The sequence below is a fragment of the Brevibacterium sp. S22 genome (genome assembly GCF_004745485.1).
Classification (GTDB): domain Bacteria; phylum Actinomycetota; class Actinomycetes; order Actinomycetales; family Brevibacteriaceae; genus Brevibacterium.
On record NZ_RHFG01000004.1, the window covers coordinates 152,886 to 174,842 of the forward strand.

Annotated in this window: 18 protein-coding genes; 5 read left to right on the top strand and 13 right to left on the bottom strand. The window is 64.6% G+C overall.

Annotation, left to right across the window (positions count from 1 at the left end; all coding sequences use genetic code 11):
* Positions 1 to 105: 105 nt before the first annotated feature.
* Together EB835_RS06150 and EB835_RS06155 are read left to right on the top strand one after the other, a co-directional pair.
* On the top strand, positions 106 to 1,164 hold the full coding sequence (locus EB835_RS06150) for a bile acid:sodium symporter family protein (protein ID WP_240688576.1): 1,059 nt from the start codon (positions 106 to 108) through the stop codon (positions 1,162 to 1,164).
* Positions 1,161 to 1,850: a GNAT family N-acetyltransferase gene (locus EB835_RS06155; protein ID WP_135808587.1), complete on the top strand. Its 690-nt coding sequence runs from the start codon at positions 1,161 to 1,163 to the stop codon at positions 1,848 to 1,850. Before EB835_RS06150 ends, EB835_RS06155 begins: the two co-directional genes overlap by 4 nt.
* Before the next feature lie 13 nt (positions 1,851 to 1,863).
* Here the strand turns inward: EB835_RS06155 and EB835_RS06160 are convergent, their stop codons facing one another.
* The 7 genes from EB835_RS06160 to EB835_RS06190 all read right to left on the bottom strand — a co-directional run bounded on the left by EB835_RS06160 (position 1,864) and on the right by EB835_RS06190 (position 7,039).
* Entirely contained in the window at positions 1,864 to 2,244 is a 381-nt protein-coding gene (locus tag EB835_RS06160; protein ID WP_135808588.1) for an iron chaperone, read from the bottom strand.
* On the bottom strand, positions 2,241 to 2,957 hold the full coding sequence (locus tag EB835_RS06165; RefSeq protein WP_240688577.1) for a YbjN domain-containing protein: 717 nt from the start codon (positions 2,955 to 2,957) through the stop codon (positions 2,241 to 2,243). Before EB835_RS06165 ends, EB835_RS06160 begins: the two co-directional genes overlap by 4 nt.
* 50 nt (positions 2,958 to 3,007) lie before the next feature.
* On the bottom strand, positions 3,008 to 4,378 hold the full coding sequence (locus EB835_RS06170) for a glycosyltransferase (RefSeq protein WP_240688578.1): 1,371 nt from the start codon (positions 4,376 to 4,378) through the stop codon (positions 3,008 to 3,010).
* Positions 4,379 to 4,429: 51 nt separating this feature from the next.
* Positions 4,430 to 5,239, bottom strand: coding sequence for an alpha/beta fold hydrolase (locus EB835_RS06175; RefSeq protein WP_135808589.1), 810 nt, complete (start codon positions 5,237 to 5,239; stop codon positions 4,430 to 4,432).
* Positions 5,240 to 5,269: 30 nt separating this feature from the next.
* Entirely contained in the window at positions 5,270 to 5,593 is a 324-nt protein-coding gene (locus tag EB835_RS06180; protein WP_135808590.1) for a DUF2516 family protein, read from the bottom strand.
* 109 nt (positions 5,594 to 5,702) lie between these two features.
* Positions 5,703 to 6,212, bottom strand: a complete 510-nt coding sequence (locus EB835_RS06185) for an AzlD domain-containing protein (RefSeq protein WP_135808591.1) — start codon at positions 6,210 to 6,212, stop codon at positions 5,703 to 5,705.
* On the bottom strand, positions 6,209 to 7,039 hold the full coding sequence (locus EB835_RS06190; protein ID WP_135808592.1) for an AzlC family ABC transporter permease: 831 nt from the start codon (positions 7,037 to 7,039) through the stop codon (positions 6,209 to 6,211). The genes EB835_RS06185 and EB835_RS06190 overlap by 4 nt, the downstream gene beginning before the upstream one ends.
* A gap of 66 nt (positions 7,040 to 7,105) precedes the next feature.
* Between EB835_RS06190 and EB835_RS06195 the strand changes: the two genes are divergently transcribed.
* Positions 7,106 to 7,768 carry a helix-turn-helix domain-containing protein gene (locus EB835_RS06195; protein ID WP_135808593.1) on the top strand — a complete coding sequence of 221 codons (663 nt, stop codon included), beginning with the start codon at positions 7,106 to 7,108 and terminating at the stop codon, positions 7,766 to 7,768.
* Between the two features lie 86 nt (positions 7,769 to 7,854).
* On the opposite strand, the gene EB835_RS06200 is transcribed toward EB835_RS06195, so the two are convergent.
* The gene (locus EB835_RS06200) at positions 7,855 to 9,003 is read right to left on the bottom strand and encodes an FUSC family protein (RefSeq protein WP_135808594.1); all 1,149 of its coding nucleotides are present in this window, start codon (positions 9,001 to 9,003) and stop codon (positions 7,855 to 7,857) included.
* 85 nt (positions 9,004 to 9,088) lie between these two features.
* Between EB835_RS06200 and pepN the strand changes: the two genes are divergently transcribed.
* On the top strand, positions 9,089 to 12,217 hold the full coding sequence (gene pepN, locus EB835_RS20555) for an aminopeptidase N (protein ID WP_240688579.1): 3,129 nt from the start codon (positions 9,089 to 9,091) through the stop codon (positions 12,215 to 12,217).
* 362 nt (positions 12,218 to 12,579) lie between these two features.
* Here pepN and EB835_RS06210 read toward each other — a convergent pair whose 3' ends face one another.
* From EB835_RS06210 to EB835_RS06225, 3 genes are all read right to left on the bottom strand, one after another.
* Positions 12,580 to 13,668 (bottom strand): C40 family peptidase, encoded by a 1,089-nt coding sequence (locus EB835_RS06210; RefSeq protein WP_135808595.1) that lies wholly within the window; start codon positions 13,666 to 13,668, stop codon positions 12,580 to 12,582.
* 256 nt (positions 13,669 to 13,924) lie between these two features.
* Entirely contained in the window at positions 13,925 to 17,515 is a 3,591-nt protein-coding gene (locus tag EB835_RS20825) for an MsnO8 family LLM class oxidoreductase (RefSeq protein WP_346763139.1), read from the bottom strand.
* Between the two features lie 424 nt (positions 17,516 to 17,939).
* Positions 17,940 to 18,626: a helix-turn-helix domain-containing protein gene (locus tag EB835_RS06225; RefSeq protein ID WP_135808596.1), complete on the bottom strand. Its 687-nt coding sequence runs from the start codon at positions 18,624 to 18,626 to the stop codon at positions 17,940 to 17,942.
* Between the two features lie 117 nt (positions 18,627 to 18,743).
* On the opposite strand from EB835_RS06225, the gene EB835_RS06230 reads away from it, so the two are divergent.
* Positions 18,744 to 19,829 (top strand): NAD(P)/FAD-dependent oxidoreductase, encoded by a 1,086-nt coding sequence (locus EB835_RS06230; RefSeq protein WP_240688580.1) that lies wholly within the window; start codon positions 18,744 to 18,746, stop codon positions 19,827 to 19,829.
* Between the two features lie 51 nt (positions 19,830 to 19,880).
* On the opposite strand, the gene EB835_RS06235 is transcribed toward EB835_RS06230, so the two are convergent.
* Positions 19,881 to 20,276 carry a universal stress protein gene (locus EB835_RS06235; protein WP_135808597.1) on the bottom strand — a complete coding sequence of 132 codons (396 nt, stop codon included), beginning with the start codon at positions 20,274 to 20,276 and terminating at the stop codon, positions 19,881 to 19,883.
* A 159-nt stretch (positions 20,277 to 20,435) separates the two neighbouring features.
* Positions 20,436 to 21,866 carry an APC family permease gene (locus EB835_RS06240; protein WP_240688581.1) on the bottom strand — a complete coding sequence of 477 codons (1,431 nt, stop codon included), beginning with the start codon at positions 21,864 to 21,866 and terminating at the stop codon, positions 20,436 to 20,438.
* Positions 21,867 to 21,957 lie beyond the last annotated feature (91 nt).

Consider the following 21,957-nt stretch of genomic DNA (forward strand, 5'->3'; position numbering starts at 1 on the left):
TGAGGTCGCCGCCGCCCGTCGGCGACATTGTCCCGACCAGCTCGCGGAGTCTCAGCTTCTGGGCATGTGTCTCGAATGACAAAATGCGCGGAGTAGCCTGGACACATGTCACGCACGCCAGCACACCAGGCTTCCGGAAGCGCTGCCGCTCCCGCAGCCGATCGCAGTTCGATCATCGCCGTCACGGCTCTGCCCGTCCTCGTCGTCATCGCCGGGGTGCTCGGGTTTCTGCTGCCGGATGCCTTCACGCCTTTGGCGCCGTCGATCACGTGGGCGCTCGGTGTGGTCATGTTCTTCATGGGGCTGACCCTGACTCTCCCGGACTTCGCTCGCATCGCGAAGCGGCCGTGGATCGCCGCGCTCGGCGTCGTCACCCAGTTCGTGGCGATGCCGCTGCTCGGCCTCTTCGTCGTGACCATCTACTCGCTTCCGCCCGAGATCGCCGTCGGAGTCATCCTCGTCGGCTGTGCTCCCGGCGGCACTGCGTCGAACGTCGTGACCTATCTGGCCAAGGGCGATACGGCGCTGTCGGTGTCGATCACGACCCTGTCGACTCTGCTCGCTCCGGTCCTCACTCCACTGCTGACTCTGTGGCTGGCCGGGTCCTATATGGATGTGCCGTTCTGGTCGATGTTCGTCTCGATCTGCCAGACCGTGCTCGTGCCCGTCATCGTCGGCGTCGTCGTCCGCGTCTTCGCCTCGAGCTTCGTCGACAGGATCTCGCCGGTGCTGCCGTGGCTGGCTTCGATCTCCATCGCCTATATCGTGGCCATCGTCGTCGCCGGCTCGGCCGCGTCGATCGCCACTGCAGGGGTGCTCGTGCTGTTGGCAGTCGTCACACACAACGTGCTCGGGCTCGGCGTCGGATACGGGGTGGCCGCGGCCTGCCGCCTCGACACCCCGACGCGACGTGCGCTGTCGTTCGAGGTCGGGCTGCAGAACTCCGGACTGGCCTCGACCCTGGCCACCACGTACTTCTCACCCCTGGCAGCACTGCCCGGAGCGGTCTTCAGCGTGTGGCACAACGTCTCCGGCGCCCTGCTCGCCGCGATGTTCGCCCGTCGTCCCTACGGAAAACTGCCGGTCGATGCACCCGGCCAAGAACCCGCGGTCGCCGGAGCCACATCCGGTGGAGCCGCATCCGGTGGGGCCGCAGGCCGATGACCGCTGAGGCAGCCGCGGGCAGAGGCTTCAACGGATTCGCCCCGGAGACCCTGGACCTGGCGGGCAGGACGTTCATCATCCGCCGTGCCACCGAATCCGATGTGCCCGCCCTCGTCGCGCTGCTGCGTGATGACGTGCTCGGAGCCGCCCGCGAGACCGGTGCTCAAACGGTCGACCATACGGGCGATGCTGCGGCCGGTTCCGCACCCGTCACCGACCCTGCGCCCCCCGACACCGAGGAGGCGGATCCTTATCCGCGGGCCTTCGGGCTCATCGACGCCGACCCCAATCAGCTCCTCGTCGCCATCACCGAATCAGCAGGCCAGGCTGACCCGGCGGGCCGGGTTGACATCGCCGACCGGACCGAGTCAGCCGATCAGACCCGATCAGCAGGCCAGACTCACGACGTCTCGACCGTCGTCGGGACCCTGCAGCTGAGTCTGCTGCCCAGCCTGTCTCGCCGCGGTACGCTCCGACTGCAGATCGAAGCCGTGCGAGTCGGCCCCTCGGCTCAGGGCATCGGGCTCGGCACGGCGGTCTTCGAATGGGCTCACGAGTGCGGACGTCGCTTCGGCGCCGGACTCGTTCAGCTCACCACCGATAAGTCGCGCACCGGTGCTCAGCGCTTCTATGACCGGCTCGGCTATGTCGCCAGCCACGAGGGAATGAAACGGCCCCTCGACTGACACTGGAGCGCCCTCACATCCACTTCACTCCGTCGACCTCGAATTCGCGGATCCGGTGGACGATCATCTCGGTCAGCAGCTCGGTCGGAATCTCTCGGTCATACGGCAGTTTGATCGAGCCCTTACCGGTGACGAAATCCTGCAGACGATCAGCGAAGGCGTCTTTCGTGCTGGGAGTGAATACGACGTTCGCGTGTCTCTTGTACCCGGCGAACACGAACAGGATCGAACCGAGGGCGTAGGCGGGGCTGCCCCATTTGAGGCTCTCCTCGGCCTGCGGTGCGGCGACGCGGCTGAGCTCGCGCAGCCGGGTGAGGAAAGCTCGGTGTCGTTCGTCGTCGAACGAGGCGATGTATTCGTCGACGCTCGCCGGCTTGGAGGTGGCCGCACTCATGGGCGCGGGCCCTGGCTCGGATCGTCAACAGAGCCCTTCGAAGCGCCCGGGACGGACTCCTCACCGGCTCCTTCACCCGCCTGACCGGCCCCATCACCTGCCCCCTCACCTGCCTGCCCGGCCCCATCACCTGCCTGCCCAGCCGCTTCGCTCTCTCGATCGGCCGACACCGCCGGAGGTTCGGCATCGGCCTCACCGAAGGTGCCGAGGAATTCGTTGTCGTCTCCGCTGAGCACCTTCTCGAAGGCAGAGAGGTTGCGCGTCGACTCGCCGCGGCCGACTCGCCAGGCCCATTCCTTCTTCATCCCGGTGAGGAAGCCGATGAGGAGGAGTTCGTTGAACGAGGAATCCGCTGTGGCCAGCATCGCCCCGAGCAGCTCGTCGAGGTCATCGAGCAGATGGTCACGCGGCACGCTCGCCCGCAGATAGACATCGCCGAGGCTGTCGATCGCGAACGAGACCGGTCCGGGTCTGAGGTTCTTCTGCAGCAACCACCGATTGAATTCGGCCGAGTTCTCGTCAGGATGACGGATGACGAACGCCTGCAGGTGAGCGGTGCGAGCGAAGACGCTGATCGCCACGTTCGTCTTGAGCTTCTTCTCCCCCGGCAGAGTGACGACGATCTCCGAGTCCTCGATCGAGTCGACTGGGACATCGCTGCTCTCGGCCCAGGTGCGCACTCCGGCCAGGATCGCCTCGGTGTCGGTGCTCATGGTCTCACGCCTTTCGATCGGCTCTCATGCTCACCGCCGACTCTAGTCGCTCAGCACGCTCCGAGCGCTTCCGACCGCCGTGATGATGCACAGGAGCGCTCCGGCAGAGCGTCGAGGACTGCCGCGACGGTCCGGCCCCAGTCGAAGCGTTCGGCACGGTCGGCGGCGTGGCCGGCGAGTTCGGTCCGCAGGTCCGTGTCGTTGAGCAGAGTTTCGATCGCCGTCGCCCAGTGGTGCGGGTTGTGGTCGGCGATGAGCAGTCCCGAATGTCCGTGTTCGACGATCTCGGGGAGTCCTCCCACCGCCGAGGCGATCGCCGGCAGACCTGAGGCCGCGGCTTCGGCGGCGACGAGGCCGAAGGATTCGCTGCGGGAGGGCACGATGAGCACGTCCGCGGCCCGGTAGTAGTCGACGAGGAGGTGGGAGGGAACGGGCGGACGGACCTCGACGCTGGGTTCGCCTGCGATCGCTGTGGTCAGCTCCCGCAGATACGTCGAGGAGGGGCGGACGGCTCCCCCGCCTGCTTCGACGCCGACACCCGAGGCTGCGCCGAGGAGGATTCCGCGGGTGCGGGACGCCAGATGCGGGTTGCGTTCATGCAGTTCAGCCAGGGCGTCGACGGCAACGTCGGTGCCTTTGATGAACTGCATGCGCCCGACGTAGAGGATGATCGCCTCATCGTCGGCAAATCCCAGACGTTCGCGCGCCGCCGACTGCGAATCCGGCGTGTAGAGCGAATGGTCGACACCGGGCCGGGCGACGACGACCGAATCGGATTCGGCTTGGAGTTCGGTGATGAGATCGCGGCGTTCGGCAGGGGTGGCCGCGACGAGCAGATCCGCCTCGGCGGCGATGCGCGCTTCGGCCTCGAGCCGTTGGGGTCGTTCGTGGCTCGTATCCGAATCACGGTTCTTCACAGCGCCGATCGTGTGCATGCTCACCGCGATCGGCGCGCGGACCTGCAATTCGTTCCCGAGCGCTGCACCGGTGGTGCCTGTGGAGCCGCTGGCCTTCTCGTGGGCACGCAGGGCCGCCTCGGCGGATATCCAATAGTGGGCCCAGATGAAGTCGGCGGCGCGGAAGTCGGGACGGTCATTGAGCAGCTCAGCGAGTTCGTCGATCGCATCGGCGAGCTCGTCCTTCGTCGTCGCACCGACCGGCAGGTGGTGGAGGGTGATGGCGTCGGTGATCTGCAGCTGTGCACTCATGCCCGCCTCGGCGTCGGTTCCCGCAGTTCCTCCGACTCGGCCGCTTCCCGTGCCGTCGAGGCCGCCGGGGTCGGCGGTGAACACGTCGACCCGATGTCCGGCCGCGGCGAGCGCGCGCACGGACTGGTCGACGTAGACGTTCATTCCTCCGGCGTCGCCCTGGCCGGGTTGGGCGGCGGGCGAGGTGTGGAGGGAGAGGACGGAGATGCGCACGGAGACAGTCTAGCCAACGACGGCGGTCGGGTGACTAGCCGAAGCCAGTGCCTAATCGAAGAACGTGCCGAGGATCCGGCGCACATCGTGACGTCCGCGCCACAGGATCGATCCGGCGGGAAGCACCTCGAGCCGTGAGGTCGGAATCGCCCGGTGGATGTCCTCGGCGACGGCGACCGGATGTGCCGGATCGTCTTCGTGGGTGAGCACGAGGACGTCGCCGGGGAAGGAACGCAGGTTCGCGGCGGTCGCCTCGGTGTCCGCGACGGCGATCTCCAAGGCGAGTCCGAGCCCGTCGGACATGTCCGTGCCGACGAGGTTCTCCGCCTTCGTCTTCGTCCACGCCCGAGCGGGAAGCATGTCGGCCACCTCGGCGGGTTCGCGAGAGAGCATGAGTTCGACGATTCCGTCGATGTCCTCATCCGCAACCAGACCACGCAGTCGCTCCAGGTAGGAGCGGTTGGCGGCGGCCACCTCGGCGGGGAATCCGGTGAAGGAGGCGGGGAGGACGAGCGCGACCTTGTCGAGGCTGCGGGTGACGGGGTGGACGGTGCTCAGCAGGTGGAGCAGTCCGCCTGCGGACATCGAGACCCCCACTGCCCGGCTCGCCGAGGTGGTGCTCACGGCGTCGGCGAGGACGTCGGCGATCTGCGGGTAGGTCCATCCGGGGCCGGGTGAGGGCCGACCGCCGTGGCCGGGCAGGTGGAGGAAGTGGCGGGTGCCTGTGATGCCGGTGCCGAAGGGGCGGGTGTCGCGGATCGCGCCGGCGAATCCGTGGCCGAAGAGGGTGTGCGGGTCGCCGGTTCCGAACGTGGCGATGAAGCCGGATTCGGGACCCGGCAGGTTGAGGTCTGTGCTCATACGGTGAGTGTGATCAGCTGGTACGCGGCGTCAGCGGTGGCGGTTGCGATTGCGGTAGCGGGGGTCGACGGCGCGGACCTTCGGGCGCACATCGGTGAGGTAGACGATGCCGGCGACGAGGGCGATGATGTTGAGGAAGATCATCCGCATGCCCATCGGAGGCAGGGCGATGAGAGCGAGCGCGAGCCCGACGCCGAGGAGGATGACCCAGAACTTCTTGCTCTGCTTGTCCACGGCACGGTAGTTCTCGTCCTTGAAGCGGAGGCAGTCGATGAACGCCCACAGTTGGACGACGAAGGCGGCCACCGTCAGCGCGAGAAAGACGAGATTCTGAAAGCCCGCGATGTATTCCATGGTCTCAGCCTAGCAATCCAGCGCTTTCGGGGCAGTTCCGGGCCGGAGATCCTCGGCAATTGCCCACCCGCGTCCCACGGCTTTCACAGTGGGCGGGAGAGGTCTCGGCTCAGAGGATCCCGGTCGTGCGGATGAGTGCGCACACGGCCATGCCGATGACCACGGCGAGCAGCATCGGCACCCGCAGGATCGCGGCGAGCACGCCGGCGCCGACCCCGATGAGACGGGCCGGGTCGGCGATGTCCTTGCCGTCGAAGACCGCGGTCGTCGCGAAGACGGCGCCGATGAGCACGACCGTGGCCCGGTCCATCCACATCGTCACACGCTCGGTCGAGTCTGCGGGTTCGGCTGATTCGGCTGATTCGGCTGAATGTTCCCCGATGCCGCCGGCTGGGTTCGCCTCGCGTCCGTCAGCCACCGCCGAGGCGGCCGATGGGGTGCGCTCGACCCTCACCGAGCCGGCCGATGAGGTGTGCCCGCCACTCGCCGAGGCGGCCGATGGGGCGCGTCGACGACCCTTCGTGGCAATGGCGGCCCCGACCTTCACTCCGGCGAAGCGCATGAGATAGGTTCCGAGGCTCAGCCCCGCAAGGGCGATGAGAAAACTGACGGCACTCATCGGTGCCCCTCCCCTGGAGTCGTAGGAATTCCGGATTGCGGGTGCCCGTCGGCGCCGGCAGCAGTGTCTGTGTCAGCAGTGTCTGCGGATGCGCCGGCACCACCGGAACGGCGGCGACGGATGAATGAGCGCACAGCCCAGCCGGCGACGACAAAGACGAAGACGGACAAAGAGGTCACTGCTCCCAGTCCGAGCGGCAGCAGCGGGGTCAGGCCCACAGCGATGAGGATGCCGATGACGGTCAGCGAGAGTGTGATCCGGTTCTTCAGATCCCCGCGGATGAGGCAGAAGAGGATGATCGGGAAGGCTGCGTCGAGACCGAGCAGGTCCGCGTTGATGACATTGCCCAGCCACTGCCCGACCATAGCGCCGCCGGGCCACATGATGGCGATCGCGGCCCCCATCAGCAGGAACGCGTGCCACTTCGCGCGGTCGTTGTGACCGGTGCGCGAGATCGCGGTGGATTCGTCGTTGATCCAGTGAGAGGCGATGAGTGCTCGCCAGTCCTGTGGGAAGAAGGGGCCGACGGCGACACCGAAGGCGAAGTTTCGGGAGTTGACGAGGAGTCCTGCGAGCACGGCGAGGATCGGGGCGCCGCCGGCGGCGATGACGCCGACGAAGGTGAACTCGGCCGCGCCGCCGAGGGCGAACATCGCCAGCAGCAGCGTCTGCCACCAGGCGAAACCGGAGACGGCGGAGATCGCCCCGTACGAGAGCGCGACTGCGATGATCGTGATGGTGACGATGGCCACCGCCCGATAGGTCGAACCGGGCAGAACCCGCTCGACCCGAGGCTTCCGCTCCGCCGTGCGAAATAATGAACTCATGTTCCATACAGTGCACTCTCAGCCATCGTTCGTCAACCCGAACGATCTAACCGCTATAGTGAACCCATGACCTCACGAAGCAACGTCGATTCGCTGAATGACTCACAGGGCGGCACCGAACCCGCCGAGACGGTCGATGACCATGCCGTCGGCGAGGCCGGCTCGTCTGCTTCCGGTGCTGCGCTTTCACCGAGCCAGCAGATCGCTGCGGCGCTGAAGCGTGAACGGCTGCGGGCCGGACTCTCTTTGTCGGAGGTCGCTCGGCGGGCAGGCGTCGGCAAGTCGACGATGTCCGGGCTCGAGACCGGAAGCGGCAATCCGAGTCTGGAGACGATGTGGGCGCTGGCCGCAGCCCTCGACATCCCTCTCGCCCGCCTGCTCGATCCTCCCCCGCACGAAGTGGCCCTCCAACACGTCGGTGACATGCCGAGCCTGCCTTCGACGACCGCGAACTATGTGGCCACCCTGCTCTCACCGTCGCCGACGAATGCCCGACGCGATGTCTACTTCATTCAGGCCGAACCGGGCGAACCACGAGAGTCTCAGCCGCACCCGCAGGGCACGATCGAACATGTCATCCTCGGCCGAGGGGCTGCTCGCATCGAAGTGCTCGGAAAGTCCTACGACCTGGGTGTCGGCGACTACCTCACCCACCCGGGCGATCAGCCTCATCGCTTCACGGCTCTGGCACCGGGCACGAACGCCGTCTTCGTCGTCGAGAGCACCTGAGGCAGATCCAGCCCTCGAGGGTCGCGCCGCCCAAATCGCCGTCGACGAGCCCTCGGCCCAAAGTGCCGTCGACGAGGGCGTCGCGGCTATTCCGCGACCGTTCCGTCGTCCGTGTCAGCCTCCGCCTCCAGCGGCGGCAGCCGTGACTGCGCCTCATCCCTCGTCAGGCCAGCCGCCTGGAGGAGGTCCACTGCGACGGTCCGGAGCAGGAGGACGAGGGACTCGTCGTGGATGTCCCAATCGGGCTTGGCCCGCGGATCCAGTGCACTGGCAGCTTCGGACAGGGCCGCCTCGGCGAGGGATCGGTCGGTGCCCCGCCGCAGCGCGATCTCAAGCTTCTTCGCCCCCTCGGCCAGCGATCCGACGTAATCGGCGATGACGGGCTTGTCGACTTCGAGCTCGGTGATACCCACGACTCGGCGGGCGATCACACGGATGGTGCGCATCGCCCGATCAGAGAATTTGTGAGCCCGGGAGAGACGGGTGACCTCGGCGGCGTGACGACGGGCCCGGGCATTGATCTTCGCGGCCTCGCGCGAGATCCGCAGCGACGACCCCCACGAGTCGATGATGTTCTGGGTCTCGCGGGCGCGTTCAAGGGCACGGTTGGCCAGGGCGGAATCAGAATTCTGCAGTGCCCGCCGCATCATCTTGAGGACATCGTCGATCTCCTCGAGCATGTCTGCGGCCAGACGTCTGGGCACTTTTCGGGCGTCTCGGGGGATGAGGAAGGCCAGCAGGATCGCACACACGGAACCGGTCAGGGCGTCGAGGGTGCGGGGGAACGGCATGGTGGTGGAGCTGGCCGGGACCACGACGACGTAGACGGATTGGACGGCGATCTGGGTGATGAAGATGCCGCCGGAGTTGAGGATCGTGCCGATGACAAGACCGATGATGAGGGTGACTGCGAGCTGCCATATGCCGGTGCCGTAGACGTTGACGAGGAGCTCGCCGACGAGCACTCCGAAGGTCGCGCCGATGCCGATCTCGAGTGCTCGACGCAGCCGTCGGTCGGCGACGGGGCCGATTCCCACCGCCGAAGCGACGGCGGCGAGAAACGGGTAGGGGTGGCCGAGGACGTAGACGCAGAAGGCGTATGCGGCGGTCGCAGCGATGGGGATCTGGATCAGCTGACCGGAGTTCACCCACACGCGTTTGAGTCCGAGACGCAGTCGATGGGAGAAGACGTTGAATGCCCGCCCTGGCAATTGTCCGACTCGACTCTCCGCCATCAGTCCCCTCTGCCGCTCAGTGGTGCTGTACTCAGAATACCGGAAATGTGGCATGCTAAAGTCTGTCCGCCGAGGAGGCTAATGAATGACCACGAATCTCACCCGAAGCGAAGCTCAGAGTCGAACACAGCTGCTCGAGGTCGATTCCTACTCAGTCCATATCGACGTCAGCAATGCCGAAACCGATGCCGACACCTACCATTCTCGTACAGTCGTCGACTTCACCGCCCGCTTCGTCGATTCGACATTCATCGATCTGATCGCTGACTCCGTGACTTCGGTGCTGATCAATGGGGAGAGCATCTCCCCCGCCGAGGCGTTCGACGGGGCTCGTATCACGTTCCCTGTCCGCGCCGGCCGCAATTCTCTGACGATCGAAGCGCAGGCCCGCTATTCGACCTCGGGTGAGGGTCTGCACCGATTCACGGATCCGGCCGACGGCAAGACCTACCTCTATACCCAGTACGAACCCACCGATGCCAGACGGGTGTTCGCGAACTTCGACCAGCCGGACCTCAAAGCCGAGTTCATCTTCACGGTCACCGCTCCCGCGCATTTCCAGGTCCTGTCGAACCGGCCCGCGGCGAAGACTGAACCCGCCGATGGCGCGGCGGGAATCACCTCGGCGGGTGCCACTTCGGCGGGAACCGAATCTGCGGGGACGGTCACCCACTATTTCGAACCGACGCTCAAGCAGTCGAGCTACATCACCTGCATCACGGCCGGTCCCTATGAAGGGGCGACGGATGAGTGGACGGACCCGCGCACCGGGCAGACCGTGCAGCTGGGCGCGTGGACGCGCGCGAGCCTCGTCGATCACCTCGACGCAGATGACATCTTCAGTGTCACAAAGGCCGGCCTCGACTTCTTCACCGCGGAGTTCGACTACCCCTACCCGTGGGGCAAGTACGATCAGATCTTCGTTCCCGAGTACAACCTCGGCGCGATGGAGAACCCCGGTCTGGTCACGTTCACGGATTCGCTGATCTTCCGTGACAAGGTCACGGACGCCAATTACGAGTCACGTGCCAACGTCATCCTCCACGAGATGGCGCATATGTGGTTCGGCGATCTGGTGACGATGAAGTGGTGGGACGATCTGTGGCTCAAGGAGTCCTTCGCCGATTTCATGGGCGGGCTCGCGCTGGCCGAGGCGACCCGGTTCACCGATGGCTGGGTGACGTTCGCGCTGCGGCGCAAGGCGTGGGCGTATACACAGGATCTGTACCCCACGACGCATCCGATCGTCGCCGACATCCCCGATGTCGAGGCCGCGAAGCTCAACTTCGACGGCATCACCTATGCCAAAGGCGCATCCGTGCTCAAGCAGCTCGTCGCGTTCGTCGGCAGGGAGGCGTTCTTCGCCGGATCCAGGCTGTACTTCAAACGCTTCGAGTACGGCAACACCGAGCTCGCGGATTTCCTCGAATGCCTCGCCGAGGCGGCTCCCGACCGGGACATCGCGACCTGGGCGGCCGCGTGGCTGGGGACGTCCGGAGTCTCGGAACTGTCCCTGCAGATCACGACGACGGAAGGGTCGGCTGACCCCTCCCCAGGGTCGATTGCGTCCTCCGAGGGGTCGGCTGAGTCCCCCACGGAACCGGTCGGATCCACCGGAGCGTCGGTTGGTGCCGAGAGTGATGGGACTTCGTCTGTTTCCGATGTTGCCGCGCCGGGCGCTGGAACCGGGAGGCTCGTGGCTTCGAGCTCGGGCGCGAAGCTGCGCAGCCCGGATGCGTTCGACGACAGGTTCGACGGAGCGACCGGAGCCGCGCATGCGGCAGAGTCCGGCACGGGCGGCAGCGTTCAGCCGCCTCGGCGACGATCCGCGACGGAGAAGGTCACGGGCGCCACGATCACCCAGGCCGATTCGGCCGAGGGCACGGCCCTGCTGCGACCGCATACGATCGAGATCGCCACGCTCGGGCGGTCGGGACGGGCAGTCGTCCCCCTTGATTCCTTCCGCTTCGAGTTCTCGACCGAGTCGGCGGAGGTCGAGCAACTGATCGGTCGCAGTGCCGGCGTGATCACTCTGATCAATTACAACGATCTGGACTATGCGCGGGTGCGCCTGGATCCGGCGTCGACGGAGGCGGCGGTCACCTCGGCGTCACGGATCACCGAGCCTCTGTCGCGGGCGCTGGTGTGGTCAGCCTTGGACAATGCCGTGCGCGATGGACTCATGCCGGTGCAGAAGTACCTCACCGCCTATGCCCGCAGCCTGGGCAAGGAGAGCCACGCAGGGATCATGGCAGGGCTCAGCCAGACCGCCCTGACCTGCATCGATCAGTGGGTGGCGGACCGGAATTTCGATGCCGCGATCACGGGACTGCTGGGTGCGGCGCTGGATGCGCTGGCTGCGGCGAAGGCCGGGTCCGATGCGCAGCTGCACCTGGCCAATCTGGTGTTGGCGCTGACGTCGCGGACGGCACGATGTGCCGCCGGCAGTTCTGCCGTGGCCATGGGGCGTGGATTCGCCAGCCAGATCCTGACGGTGCCGGTCGGCGAGGAGATCGACCGAATGTATGCCGACGCCCCGGGACAGTCAGGGCAGTCAGGTCGATCCGGTCAGGCTGGTCAGTCGGGTCAGGCCGGTCAGGCCGGTCAGGCCGGTCAGGCAGTCGCGGCGCCCCGCAGTTCTCGCACGGGTCGTGGTGCCGAGCATTCGACTGCGACGTTGCCGTTCCGCGGACTCATCAATGATCATGCGCTGAGGTGGAATGCGCTGACCGCGCTCGTGTGCCTCGGCTGGGCGGATCAGACGGATATCGCGCGCGAAAATCATTCGGATCCCAGCTCTTCGGGTCGGCTCCATGCCGAGACGGCCAGTGCCGCCCTGCCTCTGCCGATCGTCAAGATCCGTGCGTGGGAGGCCATCCGCGAGGCGGGAGCGCTGAGCAATGATGTGCTGTCGGCGATCATCGCCGGGTTCATCGCGCCGAGTGCGCTGCCGCTCATCGAGGAGTATGTCGATGAGTACTTCGATGGACTGCTCGGATTCTGGATGGACAACTCCATTGAGATCGCCCGCCGCCTGGTGCTCGGCCTCTACCCCCGGTGGTCCGTCGACGAGGAGGACGTGGTTGAGAAGACCGACGCTTGGTTGGCGGCCAACGTCGATGCGCCCGCGGCTCTGCGCCGGCTGGTCATCGAACGTCGCGACGATCTGGCCCGTGCGATCTTCCTGAAGTCGACACAGAGTTCGCGTCACTGACCCGAGTTCGCGTCACTGACCCGAGTTCGCGTCACTGACCTGGTGCCGCCTCGGTGGGCGAGCCGGGTCAATGTCCGGTTTGCGCGTCCAGGCCAGACCGCTTGCCCGGCCGCCAATAGCGCAAGACGGCATTGAATATGCTGATGGCCGGTGCCCCTGGGTTGGGCACCGGCCATCAGCGTGTCGGCAGTTCGCTGTTTCGGCCGAATCTCACTCGAACACCTCTGGAGCAGAATCGAGTCGGGTCCGCTAGGTCCTGGTCGGCTCGTTCTTGATCGGCCAGTCCGGGTCGGGTCGGCCAGTCCAGGTCGGGTCAGCTCGTTCTAGATCAGCCGGTCCAGGTCGGATCAGCTCGATCCAGGTCAGAGGATCCGGCGGGCTCCGGAGAATTCGTTTCCGGTGTCCCACTTCTTCCAGTCGGTGACGTAGACATCCTTCGACGCGTTGGGCGAGTGGATCATCTTGCCGTCGCCGACATACATGCCGACGTGGTGGACCGTTCCCGAGCTGGTCGAGAAGAACAGCAGGTCACCGGGCTTGAGGTTCGACGAGGAGACAGCCTTGCCCGCTTTCGCCTGTTCGCCCGAGTCGCGGGGCAGGTCGATGCCGTGGGCCTTATAGACGGAGTAGGTGAATCCGGAGCAGTCGTATCCGTAGGCGGAGACTCCTGCCCACAGGTAGCGCAGTCCCTCGAACTGCTCAGCGGTCTTCACGAGGTCTTTGCCGCTGGGCTTCTCGGGCTTGTCGCCGACTTCGTAGACATCCACGTCGTCGATGTCGATCCAGGCGGCACCGCCTCCGGGGAGGGCCACGCGGACGTCGTCGACGTCCTGGGCGATGAGGGGCAGGTCGACGTTGAAGCTGACGTCAGCACCAGTGTCCTTGGTGAATTCGATGCCTTCGAGTTCGCTCTTGGGCTTCGTGACTACGGCGCGGGGTTGGTCTTCGCGGAGCGTTCCGAACCGGTCGTTTTCGACAAGCTGCTTCTTCGGCAGCCAGCCCGGGTAGCCCTTCTTGTCTTTCGGGGTCTTCTGGTCGGCGACGGCGACCTTGGCCCAGCTGCCCTTGACGTCGAGGACGGTGACTTCCGAACCGTAGGTTGCTTGGGTCTCGGTTTTGCCTGTCAGGCCTCGGCGCACATCGGTGGATTTGAGGTTCTTGTTCCACTTCTTGAGGTCGACCGGGTGCTGGAGCGCAGGCTTGTCGACCTTTCGCGGAGCCTTCGGATCGGTCCACAGAGTCGCTACCGTGACATCGACGTAGGCGGTTTCGCCCTTTTCGATCTTGCCGTCGGTGATTCGTTCGAGTTCTTGGCCGGGAACGACATCAGCGGAGATGCCGGACGTCTTTGCGGCGTCGGTCGAGGACAGATTGCTCGACAGTGCGGGAGCACCGGCGCCGAAAACCAGTCCGACCCCAAGTGCTGCCGAAACAGCAATTTTGGTACGCATTATTTCTCTTTCGGTCTGCGGGCGGCAGGCCCGCGTGGGGGAAGTCTCCGAAGGTGCGCGAGCGCATTCGGTGTGCAGTCTTCGATTCTGACTCGGCCCCTCCGAAGGGAGTGACCTCGCCGGAAACGAGGAACCACACGATATCGATTCTACTGCCTGTCACACGACTGTCAGCTTTCACGACACTGTGACAGGATAACGCGGACTGACCGTGGATTGAAGTGCACTTGCTCGAATCGATGCTGAGCTGAGACTTCTATCCTCTGCCGAGGCCCGGTGAGAATCGAAAATCAGTCGAGGCTCGAGCACCGAGGAATTCGGTGGCGAGCAGCTCGATCGTCTGGATCCGCCCCGGGTCTTCCCGCACGTCTTCGCCTTCCATGGCACCGGCGATCGGTTGGATCATGATCTCGTCGACGTCGAAGCGCTCTGCGAGTTCTTCGAGCTGCGCGGCCGCTGATTTCGGGTCACCGATGATCCAGTTGCTGGAGAGCTCTTCGCCGACCATGCGCTCTTGATCGGTCATCACCGAACGCACATCGTCACCGGCCAGGTGCAGTTTCTCCATGGCTCCGCCGGTGCGCATCCGGGACATCTGCAACATGAAGGGTTCCGATCGCAGCTGTGCCTCTTCCTCGGTGGGTGCGACGACGACGTTGGCTGTGACGAAAGTCTGCGGCTGGTCACCGTAGGCACCCGGAGTGAAGTTGTCTCGGTAGATCTTCATTCCCGTGGTGGCCCCGGATGCGAAGTGGTTGGCAAAGACGTAGGGCATGCCGAGTTCAGCTGCCAGCCTGGCCGAGTAGCCAGATGATCCGAGCAGCCAAGGCAATGGCTGCGTTCCCGGCACTGCGGCGGGAGTCGCTTTGAGCACGTGCTCACGCCCACCGTGAAGTGGGACGCGCATCCCGTCAGGCTGCATGAGGCTGAGAGTATCGATCACATGTTGGGGGAACTGTTCGACTGGATCGATGGCTCGCCCTTCCCGGTCGACCATCCTTCCTTCTCCTAGGTGGCCCCGCATGGCCGCCGAAGTGATCGGGTCCGTCCCCGGTGCACGTCCGATGCCCAGGTCGATGCGGTCGCCGTAGACCGCCGACAGGAGCGCGAAGAGCTCGGCGACTGCCAGTGGAGCATGGTTGGGAAGCATGACTCCGCCGGAGCCCAGGCGGATCTGTTGTGTGCCCTGACCGAGGTACATGAGTTCGGGTCCAGGCATGGTCGATGCGATCGATGGCATGTTGTGGTGCTCAGCCACCCAGTAGCGGGTGAAACCGAGCTTGTCTGCAGTGTCGATGATCTGTTTCGAGGCCGCGAACGAATCCGCTGTGGTCTGTCCTGTCCGGACAGGGACGAGGTCGAGGATGGAAAGCTTCATACCGAGGCAACATCGTGCGCGAGCGGAACATTCCGTTCCTCTCCCCGCCATCCTGGCGATCAGCAGAGTTCCTCGCCGGTGTGGCTGCCAGCCGAAGAGGGTCTCCCCGATCTCGCGCGCGATGAACCGTGCGTGGAGCACCGGCTCTCGTGCTGGGTCGAGGATTGCCGGCGGCACCCAGGCGGGGCGGCCGTCTTTGAGCATCCTGCAATCCCAATCGGTATTGTCGAGCAGGTGGTGATGCGCGGAGCACGCCAGCGTGAGATTGTTGACGTTGGTTTTGCCGTCGCGTGCCCATGGAACGATGTGATGTGCTTCGCACCACCCAGGAGGAGTGTCGCATCCCGGGAAAGTGCATCCCTGGTCACGGCTGGCGAGAACCGCCAACTGCTTCTCGGTGGCCAGGCGCCTTTCGGTGGCGAGCGCCATCGATTTCGTCTTCTCGCCCATGAGGTGGAAGAAGACCGAGCCGTTCAGCCCCTCCAGAGCGGCGGGTCCGATCGGGAACGGCGCTTCCGCGTCGGTAGCGGCTCTGCCCGTCTGGTTCGCAAGGTCTTCGGCCTTGGCCGTGACGACCAGTGCGTAGGATGCACCCGCCTTGATGCGGTTCATCTCGATACTGCCGACGAGACTGGAGAATCGTTCGTAGATGCGACGGCGGACGCTCGGCTGTTCAGCGGCCATAGCCACCAGGGTTCCGTCTTGCTTGACACCGGCTCCCCGCGGGATCTCTCCGTTCGCACCGATCTGCGGCTGAGTGAAGTCCAGCGAAGGATCGAGGCAGTCGAAGCGGTCGCCGCGCAGGACTTCCGAATAAGTGGTGACGACTTCCTGGTCGGAGGCGGTCTCATTCTCAGCACCGCTTCCTGCTGCTGGGCGCGCACCGTCGGCAGGATCGGATTCGTCATCGACGCCTGCTGCACTCGCGCAGTCGTCCTCGTCCGACTTCGAGTCGGTTTTGATGCGTGAGGTCAGCAGCCCGTTGAGGACTCCTCCGGTCTCTTCGTCGAGGCGCCCTTTGAGAGTCCACGTACCGTCCTTCATCTGACGCAGATTGACGTTGAGATTGTCCCGGTCGGCCGCCTCCTTGGGCTCCTGGCCGTCGGGATCGATCCAACCCAGGATCTCCTGAAACAGCGTGTGGATATCACAGACGCGGACTGTCGGAGCCTTCTCGACGAGCAGACTCTCGGCTTTGATCTTGTCGTCTTCCGATGCGTTCGGCGGCAGATTGTTCAGGCATTTGGAAATGGTCGAAGCCTGATTCGACGACAGAGTTCCTTCCCGCAGCGCAGCAGCGAGGATGGGGAACTTCGCCTCGATCGACTCTCCGCTGATGCTGGTCCGCTTTCCCAGGCACTCGGCGAGTTGGGTCCTGCGGCAGGCTTCCTGACCCGACACGTTGAGTCGGTGCTGGACCAGCGCCTTTGTCGTCTTTGCCCCATAGTCGCGGGGCGTTCCGACACGGTCGAAGACTGAGAGTGTCACGATCGACAGAGATTCGTTCAGACGGTTCAAGGTCTCAAGCCCGTCGAGGAGTGTCACCGCGTCATCGGGCCCCATGGGGCGAGTGAAGCCGTTGAGCCCTTCGAGCAGATCTTTCAGGCTCTCGATGCTGTCGGTGACCTCCGGAGCCACATACTTGAGGTCCGACCAACGGTACTCATCGAGCAGTGGGTGGGAGTCGGACGAAGAGTCGCAGCTTTCGGCCAGCGCCTGGTGCCGTTCAGAGCGTTCTTTCTCGGCTGCACGCTCGGCCTCTTCCCTCGCCTGCTTCTTCTCCTCGTAGCGCTCGACACGTGCGTTCCACTCCGCTCTTTCGCGTTCGAGCTCCTCGCACTCCTCGCGCATCTGCGGGTTCTTCCGCAGGTGTTTTTCGTGCTCGGCGGCGCGCTGTGCTTCCCGTTCTTCGCGCTTTGCCTTCATCCACGCGCTTTGGCGTGCCTCGATCTCTTTGATACATGCCTGGACTTCCTCTTCGGACTCCGGCAGCGTCGTCCTGCTCGACCAGGGTCCCTGACCGCTGCGAACGTCGCCGCCGGGCAGTGGATAAGTCTCTGCATCCGCACCAACAGCGGCAGTCTCATTGCCGCCTTCGACGGCTTCAGCTCCTCCGACGGCTTCTTCGCCGCCGTGTTCGGCGACTTCGATTCGCTCGTCGCCGAATTCATCGTCGGGTGGATCTTCGGCGATGCCGTCGAACCTGTCCGCGAGGGGGTGGCCGGTGAGGTCGAGTCCGACCCCGGCGAGCAGCTCTCGATAGGTCGGCCCGGCGGATTCTGTCCGGTCGGCAGGAACGGAAGACGCAGGGTCTGCTGTCTGCCGGGAGCAGATCGGCGGGGAACCTGTATGTCGGGGCTTGGATTCCGGGGATTCTGGTGAGGCATCGGATGGGGACGGCGCTGCAGAAGTCCTGCCTGCCTCAGGGTTGTCGTGCTCGTCGTACCTTCGATCGGGGATGAGAGCCATTATCTGTATCCGTTCATCATCGTTGATGGGTTCGGCTTGCCCCTATTCTAATGCATGATTCGAACAGATTCTACAGTTTTGTACTATTTATTTGAGATACCGTCATTTATGTACGACTGATTCCTATTTTGGCTGATCGCAAGAGGTTCACCACTCAGTGTGAGCTGCAGATCCGCATTGATGAGCGCAGAATCATTCGCATCCAGTGGAGCTCGACCACCGGCAGACGAGCGGAGGACGAGCGGCAGACGGGCGGAAGACCACCGGCAGACGGGCGGCAGACGAGTCAATCAAAGAGAAGACGGGCCGATCGTCTGACGACAGGCTACGACGCACTGCTGACACGAGATCAACAGCAGTCCGACCAGAAGCAGCCAGGTCAACAGCAGTCCGACCAGAAGCAACCCGGTCAGCAGCCTCCAGGTCAGCTCTTCATATGAACACGCTGCCCTTCGGGACCGAAGAGGCTGAGGTATTCGACCCCGGCATCATCGGCTCCCCCGAACCAATGAGGAGTCCGAGTATCGAACTCGGCAGCCTCCCCGGCGCTGAGGACCATCGTCCGATCACCGAGGATGAGGGTCAGTCGACCGCGAATCACATAGACCCACTCGAACCCGGGGTGGGTCTTCAGCGAACCGAGCTTCGGAGTCTGCCGACCATCGACGATGTGCTTGAACGCCTGCACTCCGATCGCCCCACGACTGAGCGGCAAGATGGTCTGGCCATGGAACTTCCGAGGTGAGATATGGATGCGCGGATCCCCGATCGGCGGAGTCCCCACGAGCTCATCCAGCAGAAGCCCATAGACCCCGGCCAGGGGCAGCAGCAGCTCCAAGCTCGGCTTGCGCTTCCCGGACTCCAGCCGCGACAGCGTACTGGTCGACATTCCAGCCTGCTCGGCCACCTCGTCGAGGGTGCGATTCTGCTCCCGTCGCAGTCCTCGCAGTCGGGCACCTACTCCTGCCAACGACTGCCTGATGGCCTCCTGCGCCCCGACCGAGCCAGGTCCGTCGGCAGGAATTTCCGACTGTCGGCTCGCCGTGTGAGCTCCCCGCTCGCTCAGTGCACCGCGGGTCGCTCGCTGACCTGAATCCTTTGGCTTTTCCATGCCCACAGCATGTCAGAGTTTGCCGTTTCCGCAAATCCCTTTGCGTTTTCGGCCGAGCAGGCCGCAGACTCGAAATCAGCACCGAATCTCGATCATCCATCTGCACACAGGAGAACCATGACCATGCCCACCGCATCCGAGAGCTCACAACCGTCCGCTTCAGTCGGCCCACAGTCGTCCCCATCACCTGGTTCACGGTCTGCCGAGTCCCGCCCACGCGCTTCGTCAGCCGAATCAGCGCAGAACACCTTCGACGTCGCCGTCATCGGCGGTGGTGCAGCAGGTCTCGCCGCGTCGATAGCCTTGGCCAGGTCGCTGCGCTCCGTCGTCGTCATCGACGCAGGTCAGCTGCGCAATTCCTCAAGCGCCCACGCCCACAACGTCCTCGGCCACGAAGGCATCAGACCGCAGGATCTCGTGGCGAAGGGCCGCACCGAGGCTGAAGACTACGGCGTGACCTTCATCGATGCGACCGTGACCAGAGCCCATACCCACGATTCAGACTCCCGCCCCGCCGAGGAGGCTCCGCAGCATCGGTTCGAACTCGCGATCTCAACCGGGGTTGAGGTCAGAGCTCGCCGCATCGTCATCGCCACCGGCCTGAGCGACGAGCTTCCGGAGATTCCGGGCCTCGCCGAGGGGTGGGGCGACACCGTCCTGCACTGCCCCTACTGCCACGGCTACGAAGTGCGCGGACAGCGCATCGGGGTGATCGGCACGACGGCCATGTCATACCACCAGGCGATGCTGTTCTCCCAGCTCAGCGACCACGTCAGTTTCATCCGCCACACTGCTCCCGCTCCTGATTCCGAGCAGGAGGCAATGTTCGACACTCTCGGCATCGAGTACATCGATTCCACCGTCACCGAGGTGGCTCGCGCCGAGTCCGGAACCGTCGTTTCATTGGCTGCCGGAGAACCCGCCGACGGGGCGAACGCTCTCACCTTCGATGCACTCACCGTCGGTGCATATGCGCGGGCGGATGCCGATCTGTTCTCGCAACTCGGCGGTGAGGTCGTCGCTCATCCGAGCGGAATGGGAACCTTTATCCCCACGCAGACGGCCGGGCAGACCGATGTGCCCGGTGTCTGGGCGGTCGGCAACAGCGCAGACGTGTCGGCGATGGTCGTGGCCAGCACCGCCAGCGGCGTGTTGGCCGGCGCACATATCAACGCCGACCTCATCATGGAATCGCTCGGCTGAGGCAGGCGGGGCGGCTGACTCCGGCAGGTCACCGGTGCCGAACCCTCGGTGTCAGTGCGCGGCCTTGACGCACAGCACCGGGGCTTCGGCGTCGAGGATGACCTTCTGAATGGTCGACCCGAGCAGGAACTTCCCGACCGGGGTACGCTTCCGGGTTCCGAGCACGATCAGCTCGGCCCCCACCTCGGTGGCGGTGTCGAGGATCTGCTCGGCCGGGTCGAATTCGCTGCCCAACGTCAGCACGCGAAACTCGACGTCCGCCCTGGCCAGATAGTTGTTGACCGATTTGAGCTCACCCTCGCCGAGGCGGTAGGAATCGTTGCGCTGCGCCGACCGTGAGGCGTTGACGACGACGATTTCCCTGCCGTCCTTCTTCGCCTGCGCGATGCCGGCATCGAGAGCAGCGTGTCCGGCGGGATTGTTGACGTAACCGACGAGTACTGTCATTTTTCACCTTCATTGGATTGAGCTGTACAGATCCGAGCGCAGGTCGGGAACCCACCGTCCCAGCATATCGAGCAATACCGCTGGACGACCCCGCCCGCACCACCTCGGCGAGGAGCCGCACGCTTCGCCCTGCCCCACCGCCTCGGCGAGGGGATGGGCTCACGTCAGTTCTTCGGGATTGCGAAAGCGAGTGCTCGTGCCCTTCGTCGAACGGTTCCAGAACCAGGTCACGACCCACAGGACGACGCCGATGCCGACGAGCGCGACTGCGATCTGATACTGGATGAGTTCGTCGAGGCGGGCCCACGGACCGACGAGGAACGCGCAGGTGATGACGCCGATCCACGGCAGGAACGTCGGTGCCTTGAAGTGGTCGTGGACGGATCTGTCCTTGCGCAGGATGAGCACGGCGACGTTGACGACGGCGAACACGGCCAACAGCAGCAGCGAGGTGGTGCCGCCCAGGGACGCGGTCACCGTCTCTGGCAGGATCGTGCTCACGACGATGATGAGCGCATAGGCGATCAGCGTCGTGAAGATGATCGACACCCATGGCGAACGGCGGCCGGCCATGACCTTGGCGAACACGGGCGGGAGCACATTCTGCTTGGCCATTCCGTACAGCAGTCGGCTGGCCATGAGCATATTGATCAGTGCCGAGTTCGCGACGGCGAACATCGTCATGAACGGGAAGATCGTATCGATCGGCAGACCCGGGGCACCCTCGCGGACGACTTCGAGCAGCGGCGTCTCGCTCTCGGTGAGCACGCCGATGGGCACGGCCGCGACGGTGACGAGGGAGACGAGGACGTAGATGATGCCGGTGATCGTCAGTCCCGAGAGCATGATCTTCGGGAAGACCCGCGGATCCTTCGTCTCCTCGACCATATTGACCGAATCCTCGAATCCGACCATGGAGAAGAAGGCGAGCGCAGTGGCACCGGTGACCGCGAGGAAGACGCTCTTGTCGCCCTCGGTCTCGAAGATCATCACGCGCGAGAAGTCAGCGTCGCCCGAACCGAGCGCGAAGAACCCGACGACGATGACCAGCAGCAGACCGCTCAGTTCTATGAGGGTGAGGAACACGTTGAACCACACGCTCTCGCCGACTCCGCGGAGGTTGATCAGCGCGATGAGAGTGAGGAATGCCAGCGCAATCCACATCACCCCTGTGCCCGATATGTCCCAGCCGAAGCCGGCCACGAGGTTCGCGGCGAAGACGTTCGATGCCGTCGACGCCGAAGTGATTCCGGAGCTGAGCACCGCGAAGGCGACGAGGAACGTCACGAAGTGGATCCCGAACGCCTTGTGCGTGTACAGAGCCGCACCCGCGGCATGCGGATACTTCGTCACGAGCTCCATATAGGAGAACGCGGTGATCAGCGCGATGAGGAAGGCGAGGATCACCGGCGCCCAGCCGGCACCTCCGACCTGTCCGGCGACCTTGCCGGTCAGCGCATAGACGCCCGTTCCGAGGATGTCGCCGACGATGAACAGAAGCAGCAGCTTCGGCCCCATGACCCGCTTGAGGGTCTCGGGCTGGTGTCCGTCACCGGGATCGATTGTGGTCGTGGGTTCCTTGTCGCTCACGATTCCTCCGTGTCCACTGCGGCGGCTGTGCCGCATGCCTGGCAACCCTGACTGTGGTCAGAGCCTCGCCTAGTATGCCTCAGACGCGAGC

What these genes read in the sequence shown, in the direction of transcription:
- EB835_RS06150 (WP_240688576.1), top strand. Translation starts at nt 106, where the DNA reads ATGTCACGCACGCCAGCACACCAGGCTTCCGGAAGCGCTGCCGCTCCC.
- EB835_RS06155 (WP_135808587.1), top strand. Translation starts at nt 1,161, where the DNA reads ATGACCGCTGAGGCAGCCGCGGGCAGAGGCTTCAACGGATTCGCCCCG.
- EB835_RS06160 (WP_135808588.1), bottom strand. Translation starts at nt 2,244, where the DNA reads ATGAGTGCGGCCACCTCCAAGCCGGCGAGCGTCGACGAATACATCGCC.
- EB835_RS06165 (WP_240688577.1), bottom strand. Translation starts at nt 2,957, where the DNA reads ATGAGCACCGACACCGAGGCGATCCTGGCCGGAGTGCGCACCTGGGCC.
- EB835_RS06175 (WP_135808589.1), bottom strand. Translation starts at nt 5,239, where the DNA reads ATGAGCACAGACCTCAACCTGCCGGGTCCCGAATCCGGCTTCATCGCC.
- EB835_RS06180 (WP_135808590.1), bottom strand. Translation starts at nt 5,593, where the DNA reads ATGGAATACATCGCGGGCTTTCAGAATCTCGTCTTTCTCGCGCTGACG.
- EB835_RS06185 (WP_135808591.1), bottom strand. Translation starts at nt 6,212, where the DNA reads ATGAGTGCCGTCAGTTTTCTCATCGCCCTTGCGGGGCTGAGCCTCGGA.
- EB835_RS06190 (WP_135808592.1), bottom strand. Translation starts at nt 7,039, where the DNA reads ATGAGTTCATTATTTCGCACGGCGGAGCGGAAGCCTCGGGTCGAGCGG.
- EB835_RS06195 (WP_135808593.1), top strand. Translation starts at nt 7,106, where the DNA reads ATGACCTCACGAAGCAACGTCGATTCGCTGAATGACTCACAGGGCGGC.
- EB835_RS06200 (WP_135808594.1), bottom strand. Translation starts at nt 9,003, where the DNA reads ATGGCGGAGAGTCGAGTCGGACAATTGCCAGGGCGGGCATTCAACGTC.
- pepN (WP_240688579.1), top strand. Translation starts at nt 9,089, where the DNA reads ATGACCACGAATCTCACCCGAAGCGAAGCTCAGAGTCGAACACAGCTG.
- EB835_RS06210 (WP_135808595.1), bottom strand. Translation starts at nt 13,668, where the DNA reads ATGCGTACCAAAATTGCTGTTTCGGCAGCACTTGGGGTCGGACTGGTT.
- EB835_RS20825 (WP_346763139.1), bottom strand. Translation starts at nt 17,515, where the DNA reads ATGGCTCTCATCCCCGATCGAAGGTACGACGAGCACGACAACCCTGAG.
- EB835_RS06225 (WP_135808596.1), bottom strand. Translation starts at nt 18,626, where the DNA reads ATGGAAAAGCCAAAGGATTCAGGTCAGCGAGCGACCCGCGGTGCACTG.
- EB835_RS06230 (WP_240688580.1), top strand. Translation starts at nt 18,744, where the DNA reads ATGACCATGCCCACCGCATCCGAGAGCTCACAACCGTCCGCTTCAGTC.
- EB835_RS06235 (WP_135808597.1), bottom strand. Translation starts at nt 20,276, where the DNA reads ATGACAGTACTCGTCGGTTACGTCAACAATCCCGCCGGACACGCTGCT.